The following is a 26,741-nucleotide window of genomic DNA, read 5'->3' on the forward strand; positions in this document are numbered from 1 at the left end:
CAGCTACACCTAAAGATTAAGTGTAGCTGAAAATTTATATTACTCCCATCCTGGATTTTGTTCCATTTCTGGGGTTTGCACTAATTGATTGTAAGGAATTGGCAACAATTCGTGTTTACCTACTATAAATGTTTTACCATCTGCAGCCATTGCTTCTTCTGCTTGTCCGGTTCTAATAAGATCAAACCAACGATCGTGTTCCATAGCTAATTCTAAATGTCTTTCATTCCAAATTTGCTCTAATGTAGGATCGCTAATTGGAGCTAAACCAACTCTACTTCTTACTAAATTTAAAGGTGTAGCAGCATCTCCTCCAAGGTGTTTTGCTGCTTCAGATTTAATTAATAATATTTCTGCGTAACGTAATATTCTTATGTTTTTATCTCCATCGTCTGCTCCTGCAGAAGCACTAGAATATGCTTTTTCATTATATCTAGGGTTTTCAACATCAAAGACTTCACGACCATCCCATAATGTTTCTCCTTGAAAAATAATAGATGCATTCATTCTAACTGTATCTCCTTCTGCTTCGTAAGCCTCTACAAGTGTTTCAGATGGCACGTTATACCCCCATCCCCAACCGTCGGCACCTCTAGCACCTTGAGTTTGTGAATATTGTTGAACACCATGAGCTACGGCTTCTCCTCTTGCTTGAACTTCAAAAATAGATTCGATACCATTTTCTGTTGAAGCTCTCCATAATTCTTCATAATTAGGGTGTAATCCATACTCTCCAGAATTAACAACATTGTTTGCCATATCGTATGCTTTTTGCCATTCTTCTTCATAAAGGTAAACTTTAGATAAAAGAGATTGAGCAGCTCCTTTTGTAACACGACCTAAATCGTCTGAATCGTATTCACTTTTAAGTGGTAGTTTATCTATAGCATCTAATAAATCTGCTTCTATATAAGCATAAACATCTGCTACAGGTTGTCTTTCTACTAAATCTATATCTTGTAATGGTACAGCTCCAAAAGATCTTACCAACCAGAAATAATTTAAAGCTCTTAAAAACTCAGCTTCTCCAACTAATCTATCTTTATAATCGGTGTCTGATAAGCCATAATCTTCTGCATATTCTATAGCAGTAGATGCTCTGTTTACAGATTTATACCAATTATCCCACATGTCTAGAATAGAACCAGCACTACTTGTAAATGTTAATGCATCTAGTACATCTTTATCTGATCCGGTATCTGTTGTAGAACTTCCTTTATCTGCATTGTCTGATATGATTTCTGTTATTCCAAGATAAGAAAATGCATAAGCCCATTCTGTTAACATACCATAAACACCGTTTACCATTTCTTCGGGTGTTACGGTTTCAGAATCGTCTTGTTCTAAGGCGTCTTTACTATCTACATCTAAATAATCTTCACTACAAGATATCGTAAAGAAAAGCAATCCAAGAAAAAGTAGACCTTGTATATATTTAATATTAATTTTCATGATAATTGTTTTTTAAAGTTTTATAAATCGATGTTTACACCAAATAAGAATGTTTTTGTATTTGGATATGCAGAAAGCTCTATACCAGAAGTTCCGCTTGCTCCAGTAGACCCGCTTGAACCAACAATTTCAGGAGTGAAACCTGAATATTTGGTAAACATAAATGGGTTTTTAGCAGAAGCATAAATTCTAATTCTAGAAACTTGATTTATTACTTTAGGTAAAGTATATCCTACTGTAATATTATTAATTCTTAAATAATCTCCATCTTCTAAATAATAACTTGAAGCGTAAGAATCTTTGTTCGCTCCAGGATTTACATTTGTAGATCCTTCTCCAGTCCATCTGTTAGCAAAAGTATCTTGAGCAATATTTTCACCTCCATCTATACTTGTTCCTTTTAAGCCATTATATACTTTATTTCCTCCTGCTCCAAAAGCATCAAGAGAGAAATCGAAATCTTTATAGTTTACAGCTAGATTAAATCCGAAATTGTATGTTGGGATATAAGAATCGAAGAATTTTTTATCGTCATCATCTATAACGCCATCATCATTTTGATCTTTATAACGTAACTGTCCTGCAGATGGTGTACCGTAGTGCGCATTGTTGTCTATTTCGTCTTGGTTTTGCCAAACACCGTCTGCTTCCCACATCCACCATGCATAAATAGGCTGACCTTCTTCTAATCTCTTAGTTACTTGACCATTCGATAAACTACCTCCGGTTTGTCCGTCGTAAGCAGATTTTACATTCTCTACATTATTTTTATTGTTAGATAATACAAAACCTACGCTGTATGATAAATCTTTAGAAATATCGTCTTTCCAATTAAATTCTAATTCGAAACCTTTATTTAATACTTCTGCACCATGATCGTAATAATTAGATCCTTCTCCTGAAGTATATACTGGTGTTACATTTAAAATTGCATTTTCTGTATTTCTGTTGTAGTAATTAAAACTACCTGAGAATCTAGAGTTATATGCTTGAAAATCTAAACCTACGTTTGTTTCTTTTGTAATTTCCCAAGAAATAGGATAGATAGAAGCTCCTAAAGCAGCTCCATAAACTAAATCTTGATTTGCTCCGAATACATAATTTACATTACTACTTCCTGTAGACGTTGTATATGTAGAAACGTTAAAAGGCACGTCTGAGTTTCCTAATTTACCCCAACCTACTCTTACTTTTAAGAAGTTTAAATTTTCTATATTACTTAAGAAAGGTTCTTTAGTTAACACCCAACCCGCACTAAAAGAAGGAAAGTTTCCAAAATACTCTGTATTGTTATCATTATTAAATGTGCTTATTCCATCTCTACGAATATTGGCTTGTACAAAATATTTTTCGCTAAAGTTATATTGTAATCTTCCGTAATAAGATAATTGATGTGTAGGTGTTGAGAAATATTGTTCTGAAGTCTGATCGTAATCTTCTGAAGCAAAGTTTATATTCCAATATTGTTCTTTCTCTGGAACATCGTAAGCTAATTGATACGTATTAAATATATCGTTTTTACTTCCTTTAGTAAGACCAGCAACAACATTAATAGAGTGTTCTCCTATTTTTTTATCGAAAGTTAAATAGTTATCCCAGTTATATCTATAACTTTCTGAAGTTGTATAAGACAAACTGTTGTCTGCATATCCTGTAGTTGTTGGATTTGCTTCTTTTAAAGCTTCAAAATCAGCTTCATCTAGTCCGGTGTTTGAGGTTAAATATTGACCTTTAATATCGTTAAACGTTCTAGATTTATAATACGATTTTGTTGCACCAAAACGAGAATTCGCCTTTAAGTAGTCTGTTAATTTAACTTCTAAATCAAAAGAACCTTGTAAATCTGTTGTTTGGTCTTTTTGATTGTAATAATAAACTGTAGCTAAAGGGTTACCAATAGAGTTTAAACTATTACTTCCTTGGTATGCAACAAGACCTGTAGTTGGGTCCCAATCTGACTGACCAAAACCACCATTACTATAATATGCTGGCACTATTGGAGCTTGTTTATACGCTTGGTCAAATGCAGAAGAAGGCTTTGGAGTTTCTTTTGATAACGCCGCACTAAGACTTTGTGTGAATTTTACTTTATCGTTAAAAAGATTAAAAGTTGTGTTAGATCTTAATGTATTTCTAGTTAAATTTTGACCTTCTAAAATACCATCTTCATTATAATTATTTAAACTGAAGAAGTAATTAACATGATCATTCGCTCCAGAAATAGACACATTATTACTGTTAGATAAACCAACTTGTGCCAACTCATCATACCAATCTGTGTTATATGGTTGATCTGCTGAAAGTAAACCTGTAGATCCTAATGCTGTCTGAACTTCGTTATAATAAGTAACATACTCTGAAGCATTTGCCATTTTTACAGGGTTAAGCATACTTGTTGCTCCATAATAAGAACTTAAAGATATTTTTGCTTTTCCTTGTTTACCTTTTTTTGTTGTAATAAAGATAACACCATTTGCAGCATCCATACCATAAATAGCAGCAGAAGCAGCATCTTTCATAACATCCATAGTTTCAATATCTGCAGAGTTAATGTTGCTAATACCGCTTACTTGAATACCATCTACAATATAAAGAGGTGTTGTTCCTGACGCTGCAGTACCTAAACCTCTAATCATTACTACAGGATCACTACTAGGATCGTTAGTATTAATAATACTAACCCCAGATAATTTTCCTTGAATAGATTGTGTTGCATTTACAGCAGGTTGTTTTAAAAGTTCCTCTGTTTTAATACTAGAAACGGCACCTGTAAGATCTGATCTTTTTTGTGTACCATAACCAATAACAACAACTTCATTTAAAGCTTCTACATCTTCTACTAACACAATATTAACAACGTCTTGGTCTCCCACAGTCACTGTAATTGTTTTAAAGCCAATGTAACTAAACTCTACTTCGTCTCCCTTATTAACGGTAAGTGAATACTTTCCATCAAAATCTGTTGACGCACCATTGCTGGTGCCTTCTACAACAATATTTACTCCTGGTAAAGGAATACCATCACTTTTACTTGTTACCACACCATTAATTTCCATGTCTTGTGCAAAAGCAGAAAATGAAAAAAACAGCATCAATAATAGACTAATCTTTGTTTTCATATTAGTTTAATTAATAATTAAATACTCAGTTTGTTTGTGCTACTAAATTATAACCTATTGTTAAATAAAGTTAAATTCTCTTTACATTTTAAATACGCCATTAGCGACGTACAATGTTAAAAAGCATCAAAAAACTCGTTTGACGTACGTTAAACTTTCTAAAAAAACGTTGTAGTTGAATATTAATTAGACTAATGACGTAGTATTGACGTAGTGCTAAATTATGAATTAGATAAAAAAAGGCTATTCTTATTTAAGATTTAACAAGTAGTCGGCTACAGAAATATCATTTTCCAAATCTAATTTCTTTTTTAATCTATATCTATGCGTTTCTACCCCTCTAGAAGAGATATTCATTAAAGGAGCAATCTCTTTTGAAGACAAATTCATTTTGATGTATGCACAAATCTTTAAATCTTTAGGTGTAAGCTTAGAATGTTTTGCTTTTAATGTTTCGAAAAACTCATCGTGAACTTGACTAAAATTGTTTTCGAAAACTTCCCATTCATCTTTAAGTACAATAGAATTGTCTAGCTTTTTTAAGAGTTTTTTGAAAGAATAATGACTATTAAAACCTTCTTTATTAACCATAAGATCTTTCTTAATTTCCTGAAGTGTTTCATTCTTTTTCACCAAAGCCATAGCATTATTTGCTAGCTGTTTACTTTTAAGTTTAATTTCTCTTTGTAAAGATTCATTTTTAAGCTCGATAATTTCTTTTTCGTTTTCTAACGTTTTTTCTCGCAATAATTTTTCCTGTTCTTTCTGATATTTAATTTTAATAAGACGTTGTTCTTCTGCAATTTTCTTATTCTGCATAACAAAAAACAACACCACAATTAAAATAATAATAAACGCATAGAGTAAAAAACCAAAAGTATCTCTATACCAAGGCGGAAGTACATCTATATGTAAATCCCGAGTAGGAGACACATTTCCAGAATTCCCTCTTGCTCTAAAAGAAATAGTATAATCGCCATCTTTAAGACTAGAAAACTCTGCTTTATTACCATCTACTTTGTACCATAAATTATCTGTATTAGAAATTTTGTATTCGAAATAATGATTTAAAGATTTTGCAGAAGACAACTCTACAGTAATATTTTCATTAAAATTAAAAGACACCTCATCATTCGTAATTTTAGATAATTTAATAGGAACACCTCCTACAGATACAACTTCTATTTTAGGCTTTTGTAAACCATTATTAGAAGACGTGGTGTTATTAATTATCATAAAACCATTATCTAAATTTAAAGCCGAAACAGAATCATTTATTTTAGACACATTTTCATAACCAACAATATATCTGTTTTTCAAAAAATCGTCACTTAAAACAAGTTGCTCATCATCATTAGAAAGTGATTTGAAATTAATAAAACCTGATTTATTTTTTAAAGCAAAAAGATTAGTGTGATCTTCAGAAATAATATAGCTATCCTTTCCTAATTTTTTGTTGAGCAATTTATAAGGAATAATAGAATCTAGAATAGGCTCATATTTCTGCCATCCTTCACTAGTTTTAAAACTAATATTATTCTTAATATTATAAACTCTTATATTATAGTTAGAGTTTAGGCCCTTATTTTGATAATTTTCTACACGCTGTATGGTTTCATAATCTTTATCGAAACTAATCTTATAAACGCCTTTAGTTTCATGAGCAACCCAGGCGGTGTAAGGATCTTCGAACACTAAAAAACGAGTTGGCATTATGGCTTTATCAAAGTGTTTTGTAGTCCAGACTCCATCTATCTTTTCAAACTTAACTAATCCAGAATACGTCCCTTGAATGTATGTATTATTACGTTCAGGAACTTTTTTTATAGTCCATCCTCCGGTAAAACTAGAAATCTTGGTAAAGCTATTGTTATCTACTAAAAAAGTGCCCTCATTATGTCCGCAAAAAAGCACGTCTCCTATTATTGTTAAATCCCAGACTTGACCTTGAGATCCTTCTACAAATTCTAACTTATCGTTAGCATCTAGCCTAAAAAGACCGGTATTAGTTCCAATATAAATAACACCTTTATACTTTATAACATCATAAACGGCACCTAATTTTCCAGAAACATCATTAAAAAAATAATTACTACTATTTAGCTTAATACTAGCAATACCATTATCTAAGCCTAACCAAAGATTATCGAATAGGTCTAAAGATTGTCCTAAAACAGTATTGTTTAATAAACCATTTTCTTTACTAATATGAAATTTTATATTACCCTTATTATCTGTTAAGAACACACCATCTTTTATGGTTCCGAAAACCATTTGTCCGTTTCTTAAAATAGAAAAATCATTTAGCTGATGTAATTTTATTTTTTCATTTACAGGAAAACGTGTAGGTATTAATTTTCCATGGCTCAAGAAGAAGCTTCCTTTTAGAGACGTCATTACCAAAAGCTTATCATCATATTTATCTATAGATATAATTTTAGTATCTACAAGTAAATCGTTAAAATAAAAAGGCACGAGTGTGTTCTCTTTTAGTAAAAAAACACCTTCTGTTAACGTACTTACATATAAATTATCTTGAACAATACTAAAAGATATAAGTATTGAATTGGACTTTAACTGCACAATACTATTATAATCGTAGATGTAAATATTTAAAAAAGAGCGGAAAATTATTTTATCCTTAAACTTTACTATCCCCCATATTTCTTCATTAGGAGAAATTTTATCCAGTATAGTGTCGCTTAAAGAGTGATATTTTAGTCTCCCAAAATCGTCTTTTTTCCAATACCCAAATTCTTCGTAAGATCCGGTGTAAACAATATCATCTACCGCTAAAACAGACCTAACTGTTGTTTTATTAGGTAATTGAAAAAGTTTCCAAATCATAGCGTCATACTGCAATAAGCCACTACTATTAGCCACATACACTTTACCGTTTTTAGCTGGTGAGACATCCCAATTTTGGTTACCTGCTTTATATTCGGCTAAAGTATAATCTTGAATACTAGGAGAAAACTGCGCATGTCCTGTAGAAAGAAACATACTATAAAAAAGTATAGTTAAAATTATTAAACGTTTTATCATTCTGCTATGCTACTTATATGTTTTAGATTAAAACACCAGATAAAATGTTACCATAAATAAACTCTTATTCCTACTTATAGCAACCTCTAATTACAGATTAAAGGTAAAAGAAAATTAAGACATAGTGTTAGTAGATTAATTGATATAATATGGCACATATTTTTTTTGTCCATCGCTATTAGCTTTAAACACTCCTATTGTATAGTTCTAATTTTTATTGTTAACCTCGATATAATCATCTAAAAAAAGACAAAACACTCTTATTGTTATACTTAAACTAAAAAAAACAGAAACCAATATTTAAAACAAATACCAATATGGTAAGAACAAGTAAACACATAATTGTAGTAAGCGTATTATATTTTAACTTTATAAAAATCAACAAAAACAGTAAAAAATAATAGCATCTTGTATAAATCTGAACTAAAAAAGATAGTCTTATCATAATATTTTAGTATTTTAAAAATATTTTAAACATTTAATTAGATTTAAATGAGAATACAACTACTAGCCATAATATTCTTATTCTTACAAAGCAGCCTCTATGCTCAAAAAAACGAGGACAAACATGACGTTTTAGAAAACACTCCTGAATCTGAAATTATAAATCATCTTGATTCCATTAAAAAAATAATGACAACCAATTATTATAAGGAAGATTATAACTCTGTAATAATTACTGCCAACAAAATTTTAAAAATTGCGCAAGACAATAAGCTTCCTCTAGAAATTATTAATATCAATAGTTATTTAGCTAATTCTTATTTACAGATAAGTGATTCCATAAAATCTATTGCGTATGCAAGAAAGAACATTGAATTGTCCAAACAGACACAAGACACAACTGCGCTAATAGGTGCACGAATTGACATGGGTAACATTTACATTGGCACAGGAGCAGCTAACAAAGCATTAAATGCGTTTAAAAACGCTATACCACTTGCTACAGCGCAAAACAACCATATGGCTCTTTTTATTATACACTATAATATCACCGATATTTTTATTAATCATTTTAAAGATCCAGAAGGCGCAAAACCATATCTAGATAATGCAGATAAAAATATACCAGAAGGGTCTAAGTTTGGGCTTACAGGACTTAACTTATTTAAAGCACATTATGCGTTTTACACTAAAAATTATGATTTAGCATCTCGTTTATACCAACAGACTATTAATATGGCTAAAGAAATAAACTATATACAAGTCTTAAGAGAAAGTTATGTAGGCTACATTAATTGTCTTGTTAAAGAGGGAAATTACAAAGAGGCGTACGAAATTGGAAAAATAGAAGACAGTCTTTCCCTTGCAAGAAGTAAAGATGAAATCGAGAAGTCTGCGAAAATATTAACTACCGGACTTAAAAACGCAAGAATACAGGACGAACTTGAAAAAAAAGAATTAAGACACAAGCTTATAACAGAACAAGCAGAAGCTCAAAAAAAACTTTTAATTATTAGCTCCTTGGTTTCATTACTGCTTTTAAGTCTCCTATTTTACCTTCTAAGAGTGACTAAAAACAGAAGAAAATTAAATATTAAGTTAAAGCAAAAGAATCAAGAATATCTGGAAGCCAAATTAGAATCTGAAAAACTAGCTCAAGCTAAATCACGTTTTTTATCTACAATGAGTCACGAATTACGCACGCCACTTTACGGTATTATAGGATTAAGTACGGTTCTTAATAATGATGATAAACTAAAATCTCATAAAACTGAGTTGCAAAATTTAAAATTTTCAGCAGACTATTTACTTAATCTTGTAAATGATGTCCTGACTTTAAATAAAATGGACTCTAAAGAAAAAAATAAAGCAGAATCTAAAGCCTTTCTTCTAAAAGATTTTCTTAATAACATTAAAGAGTCCCTAGAATATATTACTGGACAAACTAATAATGATTTTATTATTTCCTTAGCTCCTAACATTCCTGATTGGATAAAAGGAGACCAAACTAAACTCTCGCAAATCCTTATTAATTTACTGGGAAATGCATTAAAATTCACAGAGCATGGGCAAGTACAACTTATTGTTACCTTATTACAAAATGCAGAAAATAAGGTAACCTTAAAATTTGAAGTTAAAGACAATGGTAAAGGAATTTCAGAAAGTGATCAAGAAAAAATATTTAAAGAATTTAAACAACTAAAACACCAAGGTTATTTTCAAGGCTCTGGATTAGGACTTACTATTGTTCAAAAACTACTTTTAGATATGGGCTCTAAAATACAACTGGAAAGTGTTGTAGAAAAAGGATCTAATTTCTATTTTGAAATGACATTTGGTATCGCTAAAAAGAAAATATCTAAAGATGATATTTGCAACAAAAACTCTATTGAAAAACTTCAAGGAAAGAAAATATTGGTAGTAGATGACAATCATATTAATCTTTTAGTAACCAAGAAAACATTAGAAACCCATGGTATACTTGTAGATATTGCAACTAACGGTTTAGAGAGTTTAGAACAAGTAAAACATACAGATTACGACATTATACTTATGGATGTTAATATGCCAATAATGAATGGTATTGAAGCAACTAACAAAATTCGCAAACTAAATAAGCCTGTTACCATTATTGCACTTACAGCAGTTACACAAGACGAAGAAGAAAATCGTTTTGAAGATGCACAATTTGACGATGCTATTGTAAAACCTTATAAAATGAATGACTTTTTAAAAACATTAGCGTCTAACCTTTGTAAGAATAAAGTTTAGTAATATAAAAATAGACTGCTTAAAAAACAAACCCCAGAACATTAATTGTTCTGGGGTTTTATATAATTGAAAATTTAAAATATTAATTATTTTGAAATAACAATTTTTGTTACAGATCTGCTGCTTCCTTTTGTAACTTCAACAAAATATAATCCTTCAGAAATTGCAGATACATCTACAGATTCTTTGCTTACTGAAGCACTTAAATTCTTAGTTAAAACCACTTTTCCGGAAACATCGTAAATAACCAAATTATCAAAATTATTAGATTGTTTACTTAAGTATAAAACTCCTTTGGTTACTGGATTTGGGTATAATTTTATGTCTGTTGTAGCCACATCATCTATAGATAATGTAGATGATATTCCATAAAATTCAATTTCTCCAATCGAAGTCCAAGCACTTTCTCTGTTATTTCCTTCAGCATTAAATCTACCATATCCCATTAATTTTACATAACGTGCTTTAGCTTCAACTTCATATTCATTAAAATCTGTAGTTCCTGTCGCTGGAAATAATAAATCTCCTGAAGTTGGTAAGATGACAGAAAAATCAGAATCATCTGTTCCTGTAGTAGATACTAAAATTTGAATTCCGAAAGCATCTGATTTATTTGTGGTATTAAATTGAATAAAATCTAAAGTATATTCACTTCCTAAATCATAAATAATATATTCTCCATCGCCTTTGTAATCTCCAGACAAAACACTTCCATCTTGAGCTGACCAAATTGATGTTACATCTTTATCTAAGGTATTAATTGCAGCCTCATTTTTTGAATCTGTAACATTTTCACTTGAGATTGAATTTATAACAACAGGATCTGCATCGTCTCCAGTATTAATTAAATTTGTACGAGGTGCAGCTTCTTGAGTTACAATTAATTCTTTTACAATATTATCTCCTCCTGGAACTTGTGTAAAAGTTACAGAACCTGTTCTACCCATTGTATTTGTATTTTCTGTAACAGTTACTAATACCGTTTGATCGCCATCTCCAGAAGTTACATCTATAGAAATCCAATCATCGTTAGACGCTGCAGTCCAGCTTACATTAGCATTAACTGTTACATTGTAACTACCAGCATCTTTTGCAAGTGTTTCCAAGCTACTAACAGTTAATGTTTCTCCAATTGCAATAGTACAATCTGTACCTGTGATTTTAGTTCCTATATTATTTAAAAAACAAGCACCTATTCCTGAACCTACCATATCGTCTGTAATTGGTGTATTACTCCCTAAATTGGCACCTTTACCATCTGCTCCAGAAAATGTAAAAATTTCGCCATCTGCAGTAGCTGTTATCTCAGACTCTTCAGAAAAACCTGTATTTGTTACACCTAAAACCGTTCCTGTATAAACGTTTCCTATATAATCTAAAGCTGTCCCTAAATCACTATAAGAATCGTCTGTATCACCAGTAATAACATCTGTAATATTTGAATTCCCTGCAGTAAAATAAATTAAGTTATTAGAAACAGCTCCTGTTACTTTATTTTTTCCTTTATCTGTGTTATAAAACAAAGGGGCATTTGTATTAACAATCGTGTTATTGGCGAGTGTAATATTTTGCGCTTTTTGATATCCGTTTGACACACTTGTAGACGAACAATCAACCGCTGAGCTATCGCCTCCTCCTAAAAAGGTTATTCCGTTATTCCACTTTGCTTGCTCATCAATATTAATACAATCTTGAATATAATTATTAGTAATTGTATGGTCGCTATCTACAATTCTAATTCCTCCTGTACCTTCAACATTTTCACCTAAAAAGAAGTTACCATCTACTGTTGCATTAGAGCCATGACGAAGCACTAAAGACCCACGACTTTTTCTAAATGTATTATTTGTGTAAATGTTATTTTTACTTTTGTTAGTAATGATTTCATTTTCACCATCGGCTTCAACAAAATAGTTGTTAGTTACCGTAGTATTACTATTTACATTTTGATATTCGCTAGTTCCTACACGTATTGTTTCACTATCTCCAGAATTACTTAAGCTTGAATCTATTTTAGAATATTTATAAAAATAGTTATTACTAATTGTGTGCCCCACAACATCGCAACGTGTATTTGTTCCATCGTCGGGCGAAGCATTATATTCTAACTCTACCAACACTAAGGCTCCTGCACTTTCTTTATTCATAAAAGTACAGTTAATTACGGTATTATATGTTCCGTATAACACAACCCATCTGTGTTTTGTTATAGAATTATCGGCTAGATCGTCTGCTTTATCGTCTGGTTCTATTTCTAGTCCATCGATTGCACAATTTTGAATTGTACTATGGTTAGCATAATTGTAACCATCTCTAAATTCAATAAAATTACTAGCTCCATAACCCCCTTTCCAGTAGAAACCATCTATAATAACATAGTCACCACCAATACTCATTTTTAAACCTCCTGTAAACGTAACGCCTCCTGGAGTCTCTGGTCTAAAAGTAATAGGTAAAGCAGCTGTACCTGTAGTTGGTGAAAATTTAATTCTTTCGTCTGAATCATATTCGCCATCTGCTAAAATAACAGTGTCACCTGCGGCAAGGCTCTCAGACAAATCACTAAGATCCTCAGGGTCGTCAATATAATGTGTAGTTTGTGCTATTGCTGATATAGAACACAGTAATAGAAAAAATAGTGTGATTTTTTTCATTGGTAAAATCACTTTTAAGTTAATAATTTAGTTTATTGTAGTTTGAACAGCATAAATTTACATTTTTAATATAAATTAAACTGTTTTTTTATCAATAAAACAATCACAAAATGTAAAAAAAGACCTACATAATATTAAAATAGCTTTTCATTTTCATAGATACGATTTCAGATTACCCCAGCAACCACCTACACTTTATTAAACACCTGTAATACAAAAAATTACACACATTAAAACAAAAATTATCTATAAATAAAAACAATTAAATTCTCAGCACTGAGATAGAAATCACTAAACTTAGCGATAAGGACTTTCTGTTTTATTACTAATTAAAATTGTACATAAAAAATATAAATATATACAGCCTAATGCCTTATAAATACTAATATTATTATTAATAAAGCTTTCAAAATCTAACACTATTTACCACAGGTTTAGTTTAAAGAAAAATAAATCTTACATTGCGACAAAAGATATTTTTATGGATTTCACGAACCCTTTAGTATACGGAGTTCCTTGCTTTTTAGGCTTTATTGCCTTGGAGCTTACTTATAGTAAAGTATTTGACAATAATAAAGAACTATATAATAAAAGAGATTTAATATCCAGTTTATCGCTTGGTATCGGATCTGCAGTAATTGCTGCACTTGTAAAAACAGTCTCTGTATTATTGGTATTTAGATTTGCTTACGACTTGTTTAATCCTATTGTAGATGGAGTTCGTACTAATATTATGGGATGGGAATCTTTTGGCTATGCTTGGTATTTTTGGGCAATATGTATGCTTTTAGACGATTATACTTATTATTGGTTTCACAGACAAAACCACATGGTTCGTTTTTTATGGGCAGCACATATTGTACACCATTCTTCAGACAATTTTAATTTTGGTACTGCTGTACGAAACGGTTGGTTTACTCTTTTTTACAAACCCTTCTTTTACGTTTGGATTATAATTATAGGTTTCCCGCCAGAGATGTTAATGGTTTGTTTAGGGTTTGAATCGCTATGGCAATTTCAACTACACACTCAGTATGTTAAAAAACTAGGGATTTTAGACAAGTTCCTAAATACACACACTATGCACCAAGTACACCACGCAAGAAACTTGGAGTATATGGACAAAAATCATGGAGGAATTTTAAACATTTTCGATCGCGTTTTTGGAACATGGAAAGAATTAGACGAAACAATAGACATTGAATACGGTGTAACAAGTCCGCCAGATTCTTATAATTTATATATCATTCTAACTCATGAATATAAAAATATTTGGGAGGACATGAAAAAATCAAAAAACTGGTATCATAAATTTATGTATGTATTTGCACCTCCAGGTTGGAGCCACGATGGAAGTACATTAACAGTAAAACAAATGAGAGCAGAAATTGCTAAAAACGAAGCAGAAGCTTCTTTAAAAACGGTTTAGTCTTAAAACTAAAAACAAATCAAGCAAAGACAGTAACTTAAAAAATTTCTTGTAATGAAAAAGATAGTCATCTTGCTCGCTATTTTAATACCTTCATTTTTATTCTCCCAAAACCAGATAAATAATGATTATGCAGATGTATATATTGTAATTGCAGATACATCTAATGTATACCAAGATTTAAAGCTAGAAATGAGGAGTATACACAAGAAAACAGGTCTTAAGATTGATATGATGGATCGAGAATACAATCCAGCAAAAGACTTAATCTGTCTTCCTGAAGATGCAGAAGACGACATGTATGCAGGCAGCTATTTTCCAAGAAGAGATCCTTCTGCAACCCTGAGTATTGAATATTTAGGGTTCTACGATCCAAAATTCGACAAAAAAACTATGGGAATAATTACAGGTCTTTTTAGTAGTCAGACAGAAGCAGAACAACAATTGGTTACAATAAAAAAAATAGAAAATAAAGCATACGTGTTAAAGGCAAATATTTATGTTGGTTGTATGCACTAATAAATACGTTTATCCTTTTCTTCTTAACATAAATACCTGATTTAGTTTAAAACTGATTTTAAACACAGTTAATCTTATTTACATCTTCCTATAAAATCACTACACCTCTAATAGTATTGATTTGAGGTAAAAATGAAAGTTTTTAAGTCAACCAAAGCCTTAGAAAGCTTATATCTTAGTTCGTGAACAATAAAAACAAAAATCATGAACATACAAGCTTATCTTGCTTTTCAAGGCAACTGTAATGAAGCACTCAACTTTTATGGTGACACATTTAATGCTCAAATAAAAAATAAACAAACCTATAAGGATAGTAAAATTGATGTTCCTTCAAGCTATCGCCAAAAATTGCAACATGCAGAATTAAAAGGTAAAGGCATACATATTATGGCTTATGATGCTTCTCCAGATACACCTATAAATCACGGAAATCAAATACATATGAGTGTTAGTTTAGATTCTAAAGAAGAAGCTGAACATATTTTTGAAACGCTTTCTGAAAACGGACAAGTACACCACGATTTTAGAGAACGCGAGTGGGGTTACTTTGGAAGATGCTCAGACGAATACGGTATTAATTGGATGATAAACAGTGAGAAATAACCTTTAAAACAAGCTACAACTATGCAAATAATATTTGAATATCACGACGTAACATCTAGCGATTCCTTAGAACAATTAACAACGGAAAAACTTGAAAAATTAGGATTAAAATACGACATGGTTATCCGTGCAGATGTGTTCTTTAAAACAGAGAACACAACGTCAGACCAAACTGGTAAAATTTGTAACATCAGATTAAGTTTACCTGGACCTCGTTTATTCGCAGAAGCTAGTCACGACAATTTTACAGATTCGGTATCTGAATCTATAAACGATTTAGAACGCCAATTACGTAAACGTAAAGAAAAAATGAAAACGTATTAATAACATCTAAAACTCTAAGACATGAAACCATCTATTTTATTAGGAGCTGCTTCTGCAATAATGAAGAGTAAGAAATTAAAAATAGTATTTGTTGCCTTACAATTGGGCTATCTGGCTTATACGTATTTAGAAAATAAATCTGAAAAAGGAAACAGAGAAATAGCTTAATAAAGAGAAAAAAAATAACACTAATTAATTACTTAAAATCGTTCATAAAATTATTTTATGGACGATTTTTTTTTAGATCTATCTAAGAACCAAAATTTATTGTGTAGGAAAAAACGAGATCAAACGCGACATAAAAAAAAGGCAAAATCACCTTAACACATATACATATTAAGATTATAAACACCTGTGACTGTTTACTTTTGTCTAACATTAATAAAAAAAGCAAACACCAAAGTTAACCGACTTTAACGAAAGCGTTAAATTCAATATAAAACCTTACAAACTATTCTATTTCTAAATATTTAGGTTGTAATTTTATAAACAACCCGTTTTAAAACACATCATTTTATTATGACAAAAAAGAAAACTCTTACACAAGAACAGATTATAGATTTATATATGGATTATGTTTTAGAACATAACCAACAACCAAAAACAGTATACGCTTTCGCTAAAGAAAATGCCTTTGATGAATCGAAATTTTATGAATTTTTCGCGTCATTTCAGGCTATAGAATCTCATATTTTTAAAGCGTTTTTTGACAATACATTAACGGTCCTTCACGAAAGTGATAGTTATGAATCTTTCGATTCTAGAAGTAAATTATTAAGCTTCTATTTTACGTTTTTCGAAAACTTAACAGCCAACAGAAGTTATGTTATGTTTGCTTTAAATCAGTATGAAAACAAATTAAAGAATTTAAAATGTTTAGTAAAATTACGACAAGAATTTATACGCTACATTTCTAGTTTAAATATTGAAGTTATTGAAACTAAACAACAACACATAGATAAATTTCAAGAGAGAGGATTACAAGAAAGTGCTTGGGTACAACTTTTAGTGACTTTAAAATTCTGGATGGAAGACGACTCTACTGGTTTTGAAAAAACAGATATTTTTATAGAGAAATCTATAAATACTAGTTTCGAGTTTTTAGATGTAGCACCACTTAAAAGCTTATTAGATTTAGGTAAATTTTTATTTAAAGAAAAAATGCAAATGCAATAGGACGACGATATGAAAGCAATAAATAAAATTCCGACCTCTAAAATAGAGAGGGCATCAAAATTAGTATCTACAGGAGCTAAAATTGGTGTGAATTACATTAAATATTACGGCGATAAAATAACTAAAACAGAAGTAGAAGCAAAAGATAGATTAAACGAAAATAATGCTTCAGACATTTACGATGGTTTAAAACAACTTAAAGGAAGTGCGCTTAAAGTGGCACAAATGTTAAGCATGGACAAAAGTATTATGCCTCAAGCTTATGTAGAAAAATTTTCTTTAGCACAATTTTCTGTTCCGCCTTTATCTCCGCCTTTAGTATTAAAAACATTTAAAAAATACTTTGGAAAAATGCCAGAAGAGATGTTTGATGCTTTCGATGTGAATTCTGTAAATGCAGCGAGTATTGGGCAAGTACATATTGCCGAAAAAGAAGGTAAAAAACTAGCCGTTAAAATTCAATATCCAGGAGTTGCAGATAGTATTGCGTCTGATTTAGCAATGGTAAAACCTATTGCAATGAGTATGTTTAATATTAAGGGAGAAGGTTCTGACCAATATTTCAAGGAGGTTGAAAATAAACTTATTGAAGAAACAGATTATATTTTAGAGGTTAAGCAAAGTAAAGAAGTCTCTGAAGCTTGTGCACATATTCCGCATTTAAAATTCCCTAAATATTACAGTGAATGGTCGTCTGAACGTATCATTACTATGGATTATATGGTTGGCGAACATTTATCTGAATTTACAGCACATAACACCAGCCAAGACTTATCTAACCAATTAGGGCAAGCACTTTGGGATTTTTACATGTATCAAATTCATATCTTGAAAAAAGTACATGCAGACCCGCATCCTGGGAATTTCTTAGTCTCTAAAGCAGGCGATTTAATTGCTTTAGATTTTGGTTGTATAAAACAAATCCCGAACGATTTTTATATTCCATATTTTGAATTGGCTGAAGAAGGAAACATGAATAATCCTGAATTATTTCAGGCGAAATTGTACGAATTAGAAATATTAAGAACAGACGATAGTAAAGAAGAGATTACCTTCTTTACCGCTATGTTTCACGAAATGCTAAGCTTATTTACACAACCTTTACACAAAGAAGTTTTTGATTTCTCTGATGCAGGATTCTTTGGTAAAATAGCAGATTTAGGTGAAAAATACTCTAAAGACACGCAATTAAGAAAATTGAATGCAAATCGTGGTTCTAAACACTTTATTTACATGAATCGTACCTTCTTCGGACTTTATAATTTAATGTTTGATTTAAAGGCAAAAGACATAAAAATTAATACCTGGGAATAAATCACCTAACGTTTAATATATTTTAATTCCTCTGTTGTTTATTTTATAAATGGCAGAGGAATTTTTTTAACTCTACTAAATACTTCTATTTTCAATTCTTCTCAAATAGGAAAAAGACATCAATACAAGTCTACTTTTTCTTCTAAATAAATAAGGTGATATACTTTTAAAATTATCAGATAAATTCTACAAAAAAACAGCACTTTTTTTTTGTGTTAATAAATTATAGCACAGTTATTTTCCTACAAATCTGCTTCTAATTTTTTATATTTGGAATAACTAAACAAATTAAACAAGCTTACAAGATTACCTCAGAAAAAACAACTACATGACAAGACTTTTTAGTACCTCAACCTATCCTTTTTTTCATCAACTCACTCACCTTAAAAACTTAAGTTTAACCTGCATTCTTTTAATGCTTTTTACTTCTAATCTTTCCGCACAATCCCTATCGAGTAAAGAAGTTGTAAACATTAAAAATTTACATAAATATTTAAAAACAGAAGTCAGCTCGCAATTAAAGGCTGAAGGCAAGCTAACAGAAGCAGGCATAGCAGAATATTTTAGAGAGAAATTTTCTGAACGTTTTTATTACGATTACAAAACCTTTAACGAACGTTTAACCACTTATAATGCTATATATGATAATGAAGCCGAACATAAAACTAGAGCTTTAGATCATCTAAACAAATTCTATGCTGACACCCAATGGAAACTCCCGTCTTATTATAAAAACGGAGATCCAGTAGATGCATATGCGCTTAGACATTTGGCCAGACAACATAAAATGGTAGATATTGCCCTACTCTATTTTAACGAAGGAAAGAACCCAGAATATATTAGATATTTTGTAGACCAGATGGAGTCTTTAAATAAAGCACTTAAAGCGAATAGATATGAAACCATTAAAGATGGAAATGGTGTTTATGAGGTTTACAGAGCTGGATATAGAATAACCAATTGGCTTTGGATTCATAATATGTTTTTAAGTGACAAGGCTTATACAGATGCAGATCAGCTACGAACCATTGCGACTTTATTGCAACACGGACAAAGTTTATACGAAAACAATGCGAAGTTTCATGCTGGAAATCATCAAACAAAAGGAATGTCGGCTTTAGCTGCAATCTCTATTTTATTTCGTGATTTTGAAGGCACAGATAAATGGTACGACAGAGCCATGTCTAGATTAAGCGAACATTTAGAAAAAGAAATTAATCCTGATGGCTTTCAGTTTGAACGTTCTGTACATTATCACATGGCAGACATTAACAACTATTTTTATGCATATCAGTTAACAAAAATTAATAATATAAAAGTAGATCAAGCTTGGGAGGATAAATTACATTCTTTATTTACAACACTTCCTAAAATTGCTTATCCAGACAAAAATGCTCCCGTACTTCAAGACGATACAGATAATCCGTGGGCAGAAACAAATGACATTTCTGGAGCACTAACTCTAGGCTATTTATTATACGACGATCCTAGTTTTGGATATTTTGCGACTAATAAAGTAGATGCTGGCATGTATTGGTTTTTAAGCAACAAACAAGTGGCACAACTTAACAATATAGAAAAGAAAACACCTGAATATGGTTCTTTAGCTTTTAAAGACACCAAATACTACATAATGAGACAAGGTTGGGAGGCCAATGATGATATGATGATTATTAGTGCTGGAGTAGATGCAGACAAACCAGACCACCAACATGGCGATGTGTTAGGAATTCAAGCCATGGCAAACGGACACGTTATTTTACCAAATTACCAAGTGCGTTATTCACTTAAAGATTTTGATCTATTCAAGAATTCTATGGTGAAAAATGTAGCGCTTGTAGATGATGAATTAATAGGAAAAGAATGGACGTCTAACAAAGGAGGAAGTGGTTTCGGAAAATTTAAAAACCTACCTACTCCAACTGTTATTACTTGGAATACGAATGACAAGTTCGATCTTTTTATAGGAAGTCATGATGGTTTTGAAAATATAGATGTAACCTATTCGCGTCAGGTAATTTATTTAAAAAATGATTTCTGGATTGTAAAAGATAATTTTAAAGCACCAACAGCTCACAATTACAAACAAGTTTGGCAAGGTCATTATACTACAGAATTAGGATCGGATCTTATTCGTGCCTCTTTTCCTGATGCAGCGGGAACAGATATTTTTCAATTAAATGCAACAGATACTGTTGAAACTTCTGGAGCTAACGGAAAAAACTGGACTGTAGTTTCTAAAAAAGGCGAAAATGAATTCAACTTTATAACTGTAATTTTACCTTACCAAGGTTATAATAACGGAATAGATAAAGATCAGAAAACATTAAAATTAAAAGATTGGACTGTAAACACGCTTGCTTGGGGAACAAACGGCAGTAACACCACTGTAATTGCTAATAGAGATAAATGTTATGCCTTTGGAGTGAAAAAAATGGTGCAAAAAAGTATTACGCTTGAAGCTTCTGTAGAAACAGATTTATATATGGAAGCAGAAAATGGGACCTTACATGTAAATGTCCTTGGAGACAAAGAAACGACTATTACAGTAAACAATAATTCTAATAGTAAAATCACATTAAAACCTGGAGATCATCATATTTTTAATATAAAATAGAAGTACAAAACACCGAAACCTTATGAGGAAACTGTTAATTATATGTGTAGGATTATTGCTGTGTGCTTGTAATCAGAATAAAAAAGAAATGCCTAAAGTTGAAGAATCACCCGTTACTACTACAACAGAACAAGCGGAAAACATGGATTGGTTATTAGGATCTTGGAAACGCCTAAATGAAGAAGCAGGTAAAGACACGTTTGAACATTGGAAAAAGATAAGCGCAACTGAATATTCGGGAATAGGATTTACAATGCAAAATGGAGATACCATTAAGCAAGAACGCATACAATTAATAAAAGTAAAAAAATCGTGGAATTTAAAGGTAAAAACTCCAGACGAACAAGACTGGATTACGTTTAAAGGTACTGATCATAACTCTAAAAATTTCACATGTAAAAACACCGAAATAGAATTTCCGAATCAGATAAAGTACTGGATAAACGGAAACACTTTACATGCCATGGTTTCAGGAGAAGATATGGAAATTCCTTTCGAATTTAAAAAAATGAAGTAGAATGCTATACACTCGTAAATAATTATTAAAGCCAGAATAAAAATGAATTGCAATTCATTTTTATTCTGGCTTTTTAAGATCAATATCTAAACGGTATATTTTAAATATTCAATAAAATATTAGGGTCTGGACAATTTTCTGAATAAAAGTCTAAATCTAACTGACAACAAACTCCAGGATAATCGCCAGAATACTCTTGGATATCTTTTATAATTTGAAAATGTAAATGAGGTGGATAATCTCCATTCACATCAGAAGCTCCTAATTCAGCAATCTTTTCACCTTGATTAACAGTTTGCCCAATTTCTAAGGATGCAATAGAATCTAAGCTTAAATGCCCGTAGAGTGTGTAAAACTCAAAATTAGGATAAGTATGTTTCAAAATTATGGTAGGCCCGTAATCTCCATGATTTGTATTATTATTAAAACTATGCACAGTACCATCTAAAGCAGCAAGGACAAAAGAACCAGCTTCGCACCACAAATCCATTCCTATATGAATGTTACGCTCAGACAAATTATCTTCAGAATTAAAATAAGTACTACGTTTATAAATATCTCGCACTTCTAGATAACCACCATAAGCTAATTTCTCATGATGTTCTTTTAAATGAGAATTTATATAGGAAGCTAACTTTTTAGACGAAGAAACATCAACTTTCTTCAAATCTAAATTAGAAGGAGACAAATCTAAAGGTACATAATTTTTTGTATTAATTTCAGGAGCTAAAACCTGTATCGGTTTTGTAAACACACTTTTAATCAAGGTTCTAAAAATAGTATTTGGCATAAATAAGCATTTATTCAAAAATAAATAAACTTTCACTTCATTTATCATTTTAAACAATTTGTTATCTCTTTTTACAAGTATTTAACAAAAGTGACACTTACTAAAGTATTATGCATATATAATAAAATATACCCTTTTAAATTAAATATTATTCAAAGAATGTTGCTTAATATGATTTATTTTCTATTTTTGCTTAAATTAAATTCAATTTTTATGATAAAAAGGATACTATTTTTAGGAGTCTTACTAATAAGTACGATGTCTTATGCACAATTCGAAATTTCGGCAAGTACAGGGTATGCTATTGGAAGCGCAGGAATGAAATTGGGAGAAGAAATAAATTCTACTAAAACAAGCAACACTTACGGTAGTTATGGTGAAGGTATAAATGTTCAATTAAGAGGAACCTATTTTTTTAACGATACATTCGGAGCAGATTTAAGCTTAGGATATTTACATGGTTCAGATCAAACAGTCTCTAACGTAGATCTTGATAGCCAACAAGTAGATGCTATAGCTAGAGCGCGTGCTTTTGGAGCTGCTGCATCTTTAGTATATAAGTTTACAAATAATGTTTACGGACGTTTTGGGGCTTTAATAAAATTAGGTGGAAAAACAGAAGCTGTTGTAAATAGTCAAACTGTATTCTCTGATGCTGAAGCGACTGCTTTAGGACTTCCTTCAGGAACGTATTCAGATACTGATTATGTTGAAGATTTTCACGGTGTATTTCCTTTAGGCTTTGTTGCCGCTATTGGATACAAGTATGACTTAAATGAAAAATTTAGCTTATTTGTTGAAGCTGAATATTATGGAATTAGTTTAAAACGTAAAGATTCTGAACTTCAAAGTTTCAATACAAACATTGTATTACCTGACGGAACAGTGGCTGTAGAAGGGTATTATACTTTAGACAACTTACCTGATGGTTACGTAATAAAAACAACGTACGAAGATGATATCGAACATACAAATACAGATACGTCTAAAGAATTGGCTGTAAAAGTACCATACTCTTCTTTCGGACTTAATTTTGGTGTGACTTATAAGTTTAAAGGAAAAGGAATCTCTAAAGCAGAATAACTCCTTTTGAAGTAAAAGATATAAATAAAAAGGTGAGGATGTACATCCTCGCCTTTTTTATGCATTTTAAACAAAAATGATATATTATGAGAGCAGCACAAAAATTAATGCTAGAATGGCTGGTACAGCTTGAACCACAAATATCTTTTTAGCAATTGTTTTTGCTCCATAGATTCCTGCTAGTATAACACAGCAAAGAAAAAATATACGAATATTTTTTATCCAATTTGGATCTGAGATAAAGAACGACCAGATTAATCCTGCAGATAAAAACCCATTATACAAACCTTGATTTGCAGCCAATACAGTGGTAGACTTAAATAAGTCTTTTGGTAACGTATCGAAAGTCTTCTTTCCTGCAGTTTCCCAAGCAAACATCTCTATCCATAAAATATATAAATGTTCTACAGCGACTAAGGCTGTTAATATTTGAGCGATTAAATACATGCTTTTTTTATTAAGAATTAACTACTAAACTATAAAAGCAAATCTAACAAACTAGACCTACTCTTAAGCTATTGAAATTGGCTTTTTTAGAAAAATCCAGATTAGCTGAGTATCTACACCCTTTTTCTGCACTCTAGGAGCAAAAATAGCCGTAAGTACACCAGAAATCATAGCGCGATATACAGCTTCTAAAGCATAAAAAAAATAGTTTAAAAGACTATAAAAAATATAGAACATTACCATAAAAGCAATAAAACAGAAGACTTTATTTTTTGTAATTCTAGTCATAATACAACTGAATATTTAAGTAAATAAAATTAAGCCTTTTTACAATATTACACGATTCACTACAGCATAAACACAAGGAAACCCAATATAGATTGAAGTCACTTTTATACATTAAATTGTAATTAAGCGATGCACACTAGGAAATGAAATTTCTAATATTTTAAACCAAATGTTTTTTGAAGAACTCTAAAAACTTAATTTGTATGGAGAAAGTATTTGTATAATTATATCCAATAAAAAACTTTAGTATTTAAAATAGTCTTTTGAGAATCTTAAAAAAAACACAAAATGAAGAAGTTAAATTAAGAAATAAAACACAGTAAACTAATTTAACTTCTATACTCTGACTAAAATAAATACTAAAGTTTAGAAAATTGAATAACCCTAACATTAGGGGCAACAAACAAACAGTATTATAATAGAGAACGAACATCACCGTTGGTTAACTATTAATAAAACATGTACTTTAAAATTTAGAAGGCCGTTAAACGACCTTCTAATTATGTATAAATGCTACAAAAAGAAAGGCAGCATTATATATTTAATCTTATTAGATACCTAAAGCTTGACCACCACCAATCTGAACAGTTTCAGCTGTCATGAAAGATGCATCTTTACTAGCTAAGAAAGAAACTACACCAGCAACTTCTTCTGGCTGACCTAATCTTCCTAATAAAACACTATTAGCCCAAGAAGCAAAAACTTCTGGTTTAGTTGCTTTAATTTGTGCATGGAAAGGTGTATCGATAGTACCAGGAGATACTGCGTTTACTCTAATTCCGTATTCTGCTAAATCTTTAGCTAAGGCTCTAGTTATAGATTGCACACCACCTTTAGATACTGAATAAATTCCAGCTCCTGGTCCTGCACCATTCCAAGCTGCATTTGAAGTATAGTTTATAATTGACGGATTTTCTCCTTTTTTAAGGAAAGGAATAGCTGCTCTTGAAGCAAAAAATACTGAATCCAAGTTTAAAGCCATAACAAATCTGTATTGTTCAGTTGTCATTTCTTCAAATCTAGCTCTAACACCAATACCACCTGTATTATTTACAAGCACATCGATTTTACCGTATTTTTCACCAATTTTAGTAATGTTTTCAGTTACAGCTTCATCTTTAGTCATGTCAAATCCAACATATTCAGCAGTAATACCTTCAGCTTCTAGTTCTTTAACTCTTTCAGCACCAATTTCATCTTCTATACCGTTTAAAACTACAGTATAACCATCTTTACCTAATCTTTGAGCTACAGCGAAACCAATTCCACCTGTAGCACCTGTAATAACAGCTACTTTTTTTGAATTACTCATCTTATTATATTTAATATTTAACTTAATTTTATTTTTTTATTGTTCTACGTTCTTGATATCTTTTGCGAAATAATAGATCGCTCCAACACCTAGCGGAACAAATATTGCAATTGCAATAAATATTGGTGTGTATGATACTTCGGCAACAATAGGAACTAAAAAGTTCATAATAATTACAGAGAATACACCAACCATTCCACCTAATCCTGCTAACGATCCAACGTTTTTACCATTGAATAAATCACTAGGTAAAGTTTGTACGTTACCAATAGCAAATTGGAATCCGAATAATACTACGAATACAATACCTACAAAACGTAATGGAGTGTTACCAAATAATACAGTAGCAACTAAACCTAAGAACATTATAATACCTCCAATTAAAATTGTGATTTTTCTACCTTTATCTATAGAGTTTGTTTTAGAAATAATTTGTCCAGATACATATCCTCCTGCGATACTACCAATAGCAGCACCAACGTAAGGTACCCAAGCAAACATACCTACTTCTTTTACATCGAAACCATAAATATCGAATAAGTAAATTGGCATCCAACCTACAAATAACCACCAGATTGGTTCTAAGAAAAAACGACCAACTACGATAGCCCAAGCTTCTTTGTGAGATAAAATTTCTGATAATGATAAACCTTTATCATCTTCTTTCGCATCACGATCTGCTTGACTTTGACCATCTAATATATATTTTTGCTCATCTTCAGTAATCCAAGGGTGTTTCTTTGGTCCTGCTTTGTTAATAAGGAACCAAGGAATAATCCACATCAAACCAAAAGAACCAACGACCATAAAGGTTGTTCTCCATCCGTATGCTACGAAAATCATTGCAATAAATGGTGGTGCAATTACAGAACCTATAGAGGCTCCTGCATTAAACAATCCTTGTGCAATAGCACGCTCTTTAATCGGGAACCATTCGGCATTACTTTTAACTCCACCTGGCCAGTTTCCTGCCTCAGACAAACCTAATGTACTTCTAAAAAATGCAAGGCCAATAAATCCTCTTACTGTAGAATGTAAGAAAGAAGAAAGTCCCCAAACACCAATACTTATAACATAACCTAAACGTGTTCCTACTTTGTCAAATAACTTACCTGAAAACAATTGTCCTAAGGCGTAAGCCACCATAAAAATGTTAAGAATATAACCATAGTGTATTTTGGTTAAACCTAAATCATAAGAAATAGAACCTGGAAGGTTTTCATTTCCCCACATTACTGCTAATGCACTTCTGTCGATGTAGTTAATTACCGAAGCTAAAAATATTAGCCCAATAATAAACCACCTTAATCCTTTTACTTTCATAATACTTCTTTAGT

Annotated in this window: 20 protein-coding genes; 11 read left to right on the top strand and 9 right to left on the bottom strand. The window is 31.2% G+C overall.

Annotated features, from left to right (window positions below; translation table 11 throughout):
* Positions 1 to 39: 39 nt before the first annotated feature.
* From GQR95_RS01735 to GQR95_RS01745, 3 genes are all read right to left on the bottom strand, one after another.
* Entirely contained in the window at positions 40 to 1,452 is a 1,413-nt protein-coding gene (locus tag GQR95_RS01735; protein ID WP_159021515.1) for a RagB/SusD family nutrient uptake outer membrane protein, read from the bottom strand.
* A 20-nt stretch (positions 1,453 to 1,472) separates the two neighbouring features.
* Positions 1,473 to 4,571: a SusC/RagA family TonB-linked outer membrane protein gene (locus GQR95_RS01740; RefSeq protein WP_159021516.1), complete on the bottom strand. Its 3,099-nt coding sequence runs from the start codon at positions 4,569 to 4,571 to the stop codon at positions 1,473 to 1,475.
* 249 nt (positions 4,572 to 4,820) lie between these two features.
* A complete protein-coding gene (locus GQR95_RS01745) occupies positions 4,821 to 7,574 on the bottom strand; it encodes a helix-turn-helix transcriptional regulator (protein WP_233265981.1) in 2,754 nt (917 codons plus the stop codon).
* A 534-nt stretch (positions 7,575 to 8,108) separates the two neighbouring features.
* On the opposite strand from GQR95_RS01745, the gene GQR95_RS01750 reads away from it, so the two are divergent.
* Entirely contained in the window at positions 8,109 to 10,331 is a 2,223-nt protein-coding gene (locus GQR95_RS01750; protein ID WP_159021517.1) for a response regulator, read from the top strand.
* An 86-nt stretch (positions 10,332 to 10,417) separates the two neighbouring features.
* On the opposite strand, the gene GQR95_RS01755 is transcribed toward GQR95_RS01750, so the two are convergent.
* On the bottom strand, positions 10,418 to 12,985 hold the full coding sequence (locus GQR95_RS01755; protein WP_159021518.1) for a chondroitinase-B domain-containing protein: 2,568 nt from the start codon (positions 12,983 to 12,985) through the stop codon (positions 10,418 to 10,420).
* Between the two features lie 481 nt (positions 12,986 to 13,466).
* On the opposite strand from GQR95_RS01755, the gene GQR95_RS01760 reads away from it, so the two are divergent.
* The 9 genes from GQR95_RS01760 (at position 13,467) to GQR95_RS01800 (ending at position 21,484) form a co-directional block, all read left to right on the top strand.
* Positions 13,467 to 14,414: a sterol desaturase family protein gene (locus GQR95_RS01760; RefSeq protein ID WP_159021519.1), complete on the top strand. Its 948-nt coding sequence runs from the start codon at positions 13,467 to 13,469 to the stop codon at positions 14,412 to 14,414.
* Between the two features lie 54 nt (positions 14,415 to 14,468).
* Positions 14,469 to 14,933: a hypothetical protein gene (locus GQR95_RS01765; RefSeq protein ID WP_159021520.1), complete on the top strand. Its 465-nt coding sequence runs from the start codon at positions 14,469 to 14,471 to the stop codon at positions 14,931 to 14,933.
* Positions 14,934 to 15,137: 204 nt separating this feature from the next.
* Positions 15,138 to 15,536 carry a VOC family protein gene (locus GQR95_RS01770; RefSeq protein ID WP_159021521.1) on the top strand — a complete coding sequence of 133 codons (399 nt, stop codon included), beginning with the start codon at positions 15,138 to 15,140 and terminating at the stop codon, positions 15,534 to 15,536.
* 21 nt (positions 15,537 to 15,557) lie between these two features.
* Positions 15,558 to 15,860 carry a ribosome hibernation-promoting factor, HPF/YfiA family gene (gene hpf, locus GQR95_RS01775; protein WP_159021522.1) on the top strand — a complete coding sequence of 101 codons (303 nt, stop codon included), beginning with the start codon at positions 15,558 to 15,560 and terminating at the stop codon, positions 15,858 to 15,860.
* 21 nt (positions 15,861 to 15,881) lie between these two features.
* On the top strand, positions 15,882 to 16,028 hold the full coding sequence (locus GQR95_RS01780) for a hypothetical protein (protein WP_159021523.1): 147 nt from the start codon (positions 15,882 to 15,884) through the stop codon (positions 16,026 to 16,028).
* A 351-nt stretch (positions 16,029 to 16,379) separates the two neighbouring features.
* Complete coding sequence (locus GQR95_RS01785; protein ID WP_159021524.1) at positions 16,380 to 17,036, top strand: TetR family transcriptional regulator C-terminal domain-containing protein; 657 nt, start codon at positions 16,380 to 16,382, stop codon at positions 17,034 to 17,036.
* A 9-nt stretch (positions 17,037 to 17,045) separates the two neighbouring features.
* Entirely contained in the window at positions 17,046 to 18,350 is a 1,305-nt protein-coding gene (locus GQR95_RS01790; protein ID WP_159021525.1) for an AarF/ABC1/UbiB kinase family protein, read from the top strand.
* Positions 18,351 to 18,765: 415 nt separating this feature from the next.
* Complete coding sequence (locus tag GQR95_RS01795) at positions 18,766 to 20,967, top strand: heparinase II/III family protein (RefSeq protein ID WP_159021526.1); 2,202 nt, start codon at positions 18,766 to 18,768, stop codon at positions 20,965 to 20,967.
* A gap of 22 nt (positions 20,968 to 20,989) precedes the next feature.
* Positions 20,990 to 21,484, top strand: a complete 495-nt coding sequence (locus GQR95_RS01800; protein WP_233265982.1) for a DUF6265 family protein — start codon at positions 20,990 to 20,992, stop codon at positions 21,482 to 21,484.
* A gap of 100 nt (positions 21,485 to 21,584) precedes the next feature.
* Here the strand turns inward: GQR95_RS01800 and GQR95_RS01805 are convergent, their stop codons facing one another.
* The gene (locus GQR95_RS01805; protein WP_159021527.1) at positions 21,585 to 22,274 is read right to left on the bottom strand and encodes a peptidoglycan DD-metalloendopeptidase family protein; all 690 of its coding nucleotides are present in this window, start codon (positions 22,272 to 22,274) and stop codon (positions 21,585 to 21,587) included.
* A gap of 213 nt (positions 22,275 to 22,487) precedes the next feature.
* Here GQR95_RS01805 and GQR95_RS01810 point away from each other — a divergent pair, with 213 nt between their 5' ends.
* Entirely contained in the window at positions 22,488 to 23,357 is an 870-nt protein-coding gene (locus GQR95_RS01810) for an outer membrane beta-barrel protein (protein WP_159021528.1), read from the top strand.
* An 84-nt stretch (positions 23,358 to 23,441) separates the two neighbouring features.
* Here the strand turns inward: GQR95_RS01810 and GQR95_RS01815 are convergent, their stop codons facing one another.
* The 4 genes from GQR95_RS01815 to GQR95_RS01830 form a co-directional block, all read right to left on the bottom strand.
* Positions 23,442 to 23,804, bottom strand: a complete 363-nt coding sequence (locus GQR95_RS01815) for a DUF1304 domain-containing protein (protein WP_159021529.1) — start codon at positions 23,802 to 23,804, stop codon at positions 23,442 to 23,444.
* 63 nt (positions 23,805 to 23,867) lie between these two features.
* The gene (locus tag GQR95_RS01820) at positions 23,868 to 24,092 is read right to left on the bottom strand and encodes a hypothetical protein (protein WP_159021530.1); all 225 of its coding nucleotides are present in this window, start codon (positions 24,090 to 24,092) and stop codon (positions 23,868 to 23,870) included.
* 550 nt (positions 24,093 to 24,642) lie between these two features.
* The gene (locus tag GQR95_RS01825; RefSeq protein ID WP_159021531.1) at positions 24,643 to 25,404 is read right to left on the bottom strand and encodes an SDR family NAD(P)-dependent oxidoreductase; all 762 of its coding nucleotides are present in this window, start codon (positions 25,402 to 25,404) and stop codon (positions 24,643 to 24,645) included.
* Positions 25,405 to 25,440: 36 nt separating this feature from the next.
* Positions 25,441 to 26,727, bottom strand: a complete 1,287-nt coding sequence (locus tag GQR95_RS01830) for an MFS transporter (RefSeq protein ID WP_159021532.1) — start codon at positions 26,725 to 26,727, stop codon at positions 25,441 to 25,443.
* Positions 26,728 to 26,741 lie beyond the last annotated feature (14 nt).

This window comes from Formosa sp. L2A11, from assembly GCF_009796865.1.
In the GTDB taxonomy this organism is placed as follows: Bacteria; Bacteroidota; Bacteroidia; order Flavobacteriales; family Flavobacteriaceae; genus Formosa.

Coding starts and splice junctions, on each gene's coding strand:
- GQR95_RS01735 (WP_159021515.1), bottom strand. CDS start 1,452: ATGAAAATTAATATTAAATATATACAAGGTCTACTTTTTCTTGGATTG.
- GQR95_RS01740 (WP_159021516.1), bottom strand. CDS start 4,571: ATGAAAACAAAGATTAGTCTATTATTGATGCTGTTTTTTTCATTTTCT.
- GQR95_RS01745 (WP_233265981.1), bottom strand. CDS start 7,574: ATGTTTCTTTCTACAGGACATGCGCAGTTTTCTCCTAGTATTCAAGAT.
- GQR95_RS01750 (WP_159021517.1), top strand. CDS start 8,109: ATGAGAATACAACTACTAGCCATAATATTCTTATTCTTACAAAGCAGC.
- GQR95_RS01755 (WP_159021518.1), bottom strand. CDS start 12,985: ATGAAAAAAATCACACTATTTTTTCTATTACTGTGTTCTATATCAGCA.
- GQR95_RS01760 (WP_159021519.1), top strand. CDS start 13,467: ATGGATTTCACGAACCCTTTAGTATACGGAGTTCCTTGCTTTTTAGGC.
- GQR95_RS01765 (WP_159021520.1), top strand. CDS start 14,469: ATGAAAAAGATAGTCATCTTGCTCGCTATTTTAATACCTTCATTTTTA.
- GQR95_RS01770 (WP_159021521.1), top strand. CDS start 15,138: ATGAACATACAAGCTTATCTTGCTTTTCAAGGCAACTGTAATGAAGCA.
- hpf (WP_159021522.1), top strand. CDS start 15,558: ATGCAAATAATATTTGAATATCACGACGTAACATCTAGCGATTCCTTA.
- GQR95_RS01780 (WP_159021523.1), top strand. CDS start 15,882: ATGAAACCATCTATTTTATTAGGAGCTGCTTCTGCAATAATGAAGAGT.
- GQR95_RS01785 (WP_159021524.1), top strand. CDS start 16,380: ATGACAAAAAAGAAAACTCTTACACAAGAACAGATTATAGATTTATAT.
- GQR95_RS01790 (WP_159021525.1), top strand. CDS start 17,046: ATGAAAGCAATAAATAAAATTCCGACCTCTAAAATAGAGAGGGCATCA.
- GQR95_RS01795 (WP_159021526.1), top strand. CDS start 18,766: ATGCTTTTTACTTCTAATCTTTCCGCACAATCCCTATCGAGTAAAGAA.
- GQR95_RS01800 (WP_233265982.1), top strand. CDS start 20,990: ATGAGGAAACTGTTAATTATATGTGTAGGATTATTGCTGTGTGCTTGT.
- GQR95_RS01805 (WP_159021527.1), bottom strand. CDS start 22,274: ATGCCAAATACTATTTTTAGAACCTTGATTAAAAGTGTGTTTACAAAA.
- GQR95_RS01810 (WP_159021528.1), top strand. CDS start 22,488: ATGATAAAAAGGATACTATTTTTAGGAGTCTTACTAATAAGTACGATG.
- GQR95_RS01815 (WP_159021529.1), bottom strand. CDS start 23,804: ATGTATTTAATCGCTCAAATATTAACAGCCTTAGTCGCTGTAGAACAT.
- GQR95_RS01820 (WP_159021530.1), bottom strand. CDS start 24,092: ATGACTAGAATTACAAAAAATAAAGTCTTCTGTTTTATTGCTTTTATG.
- GQR95_RS01825 (WP_159021531.1), bottom strand. CDS start 25,404: ATGAGTAATTCAAAAAAAGTAGCTGTTATTACAGGTGCTACAGGTGGA.
- GQR95_RS01830 (WP_159021532.1), bottom strand. CDS start 26,727: ATGAAAGTAAAAGGATTAAGGTGGTTTATTATTGGGCTAATATTTTTA.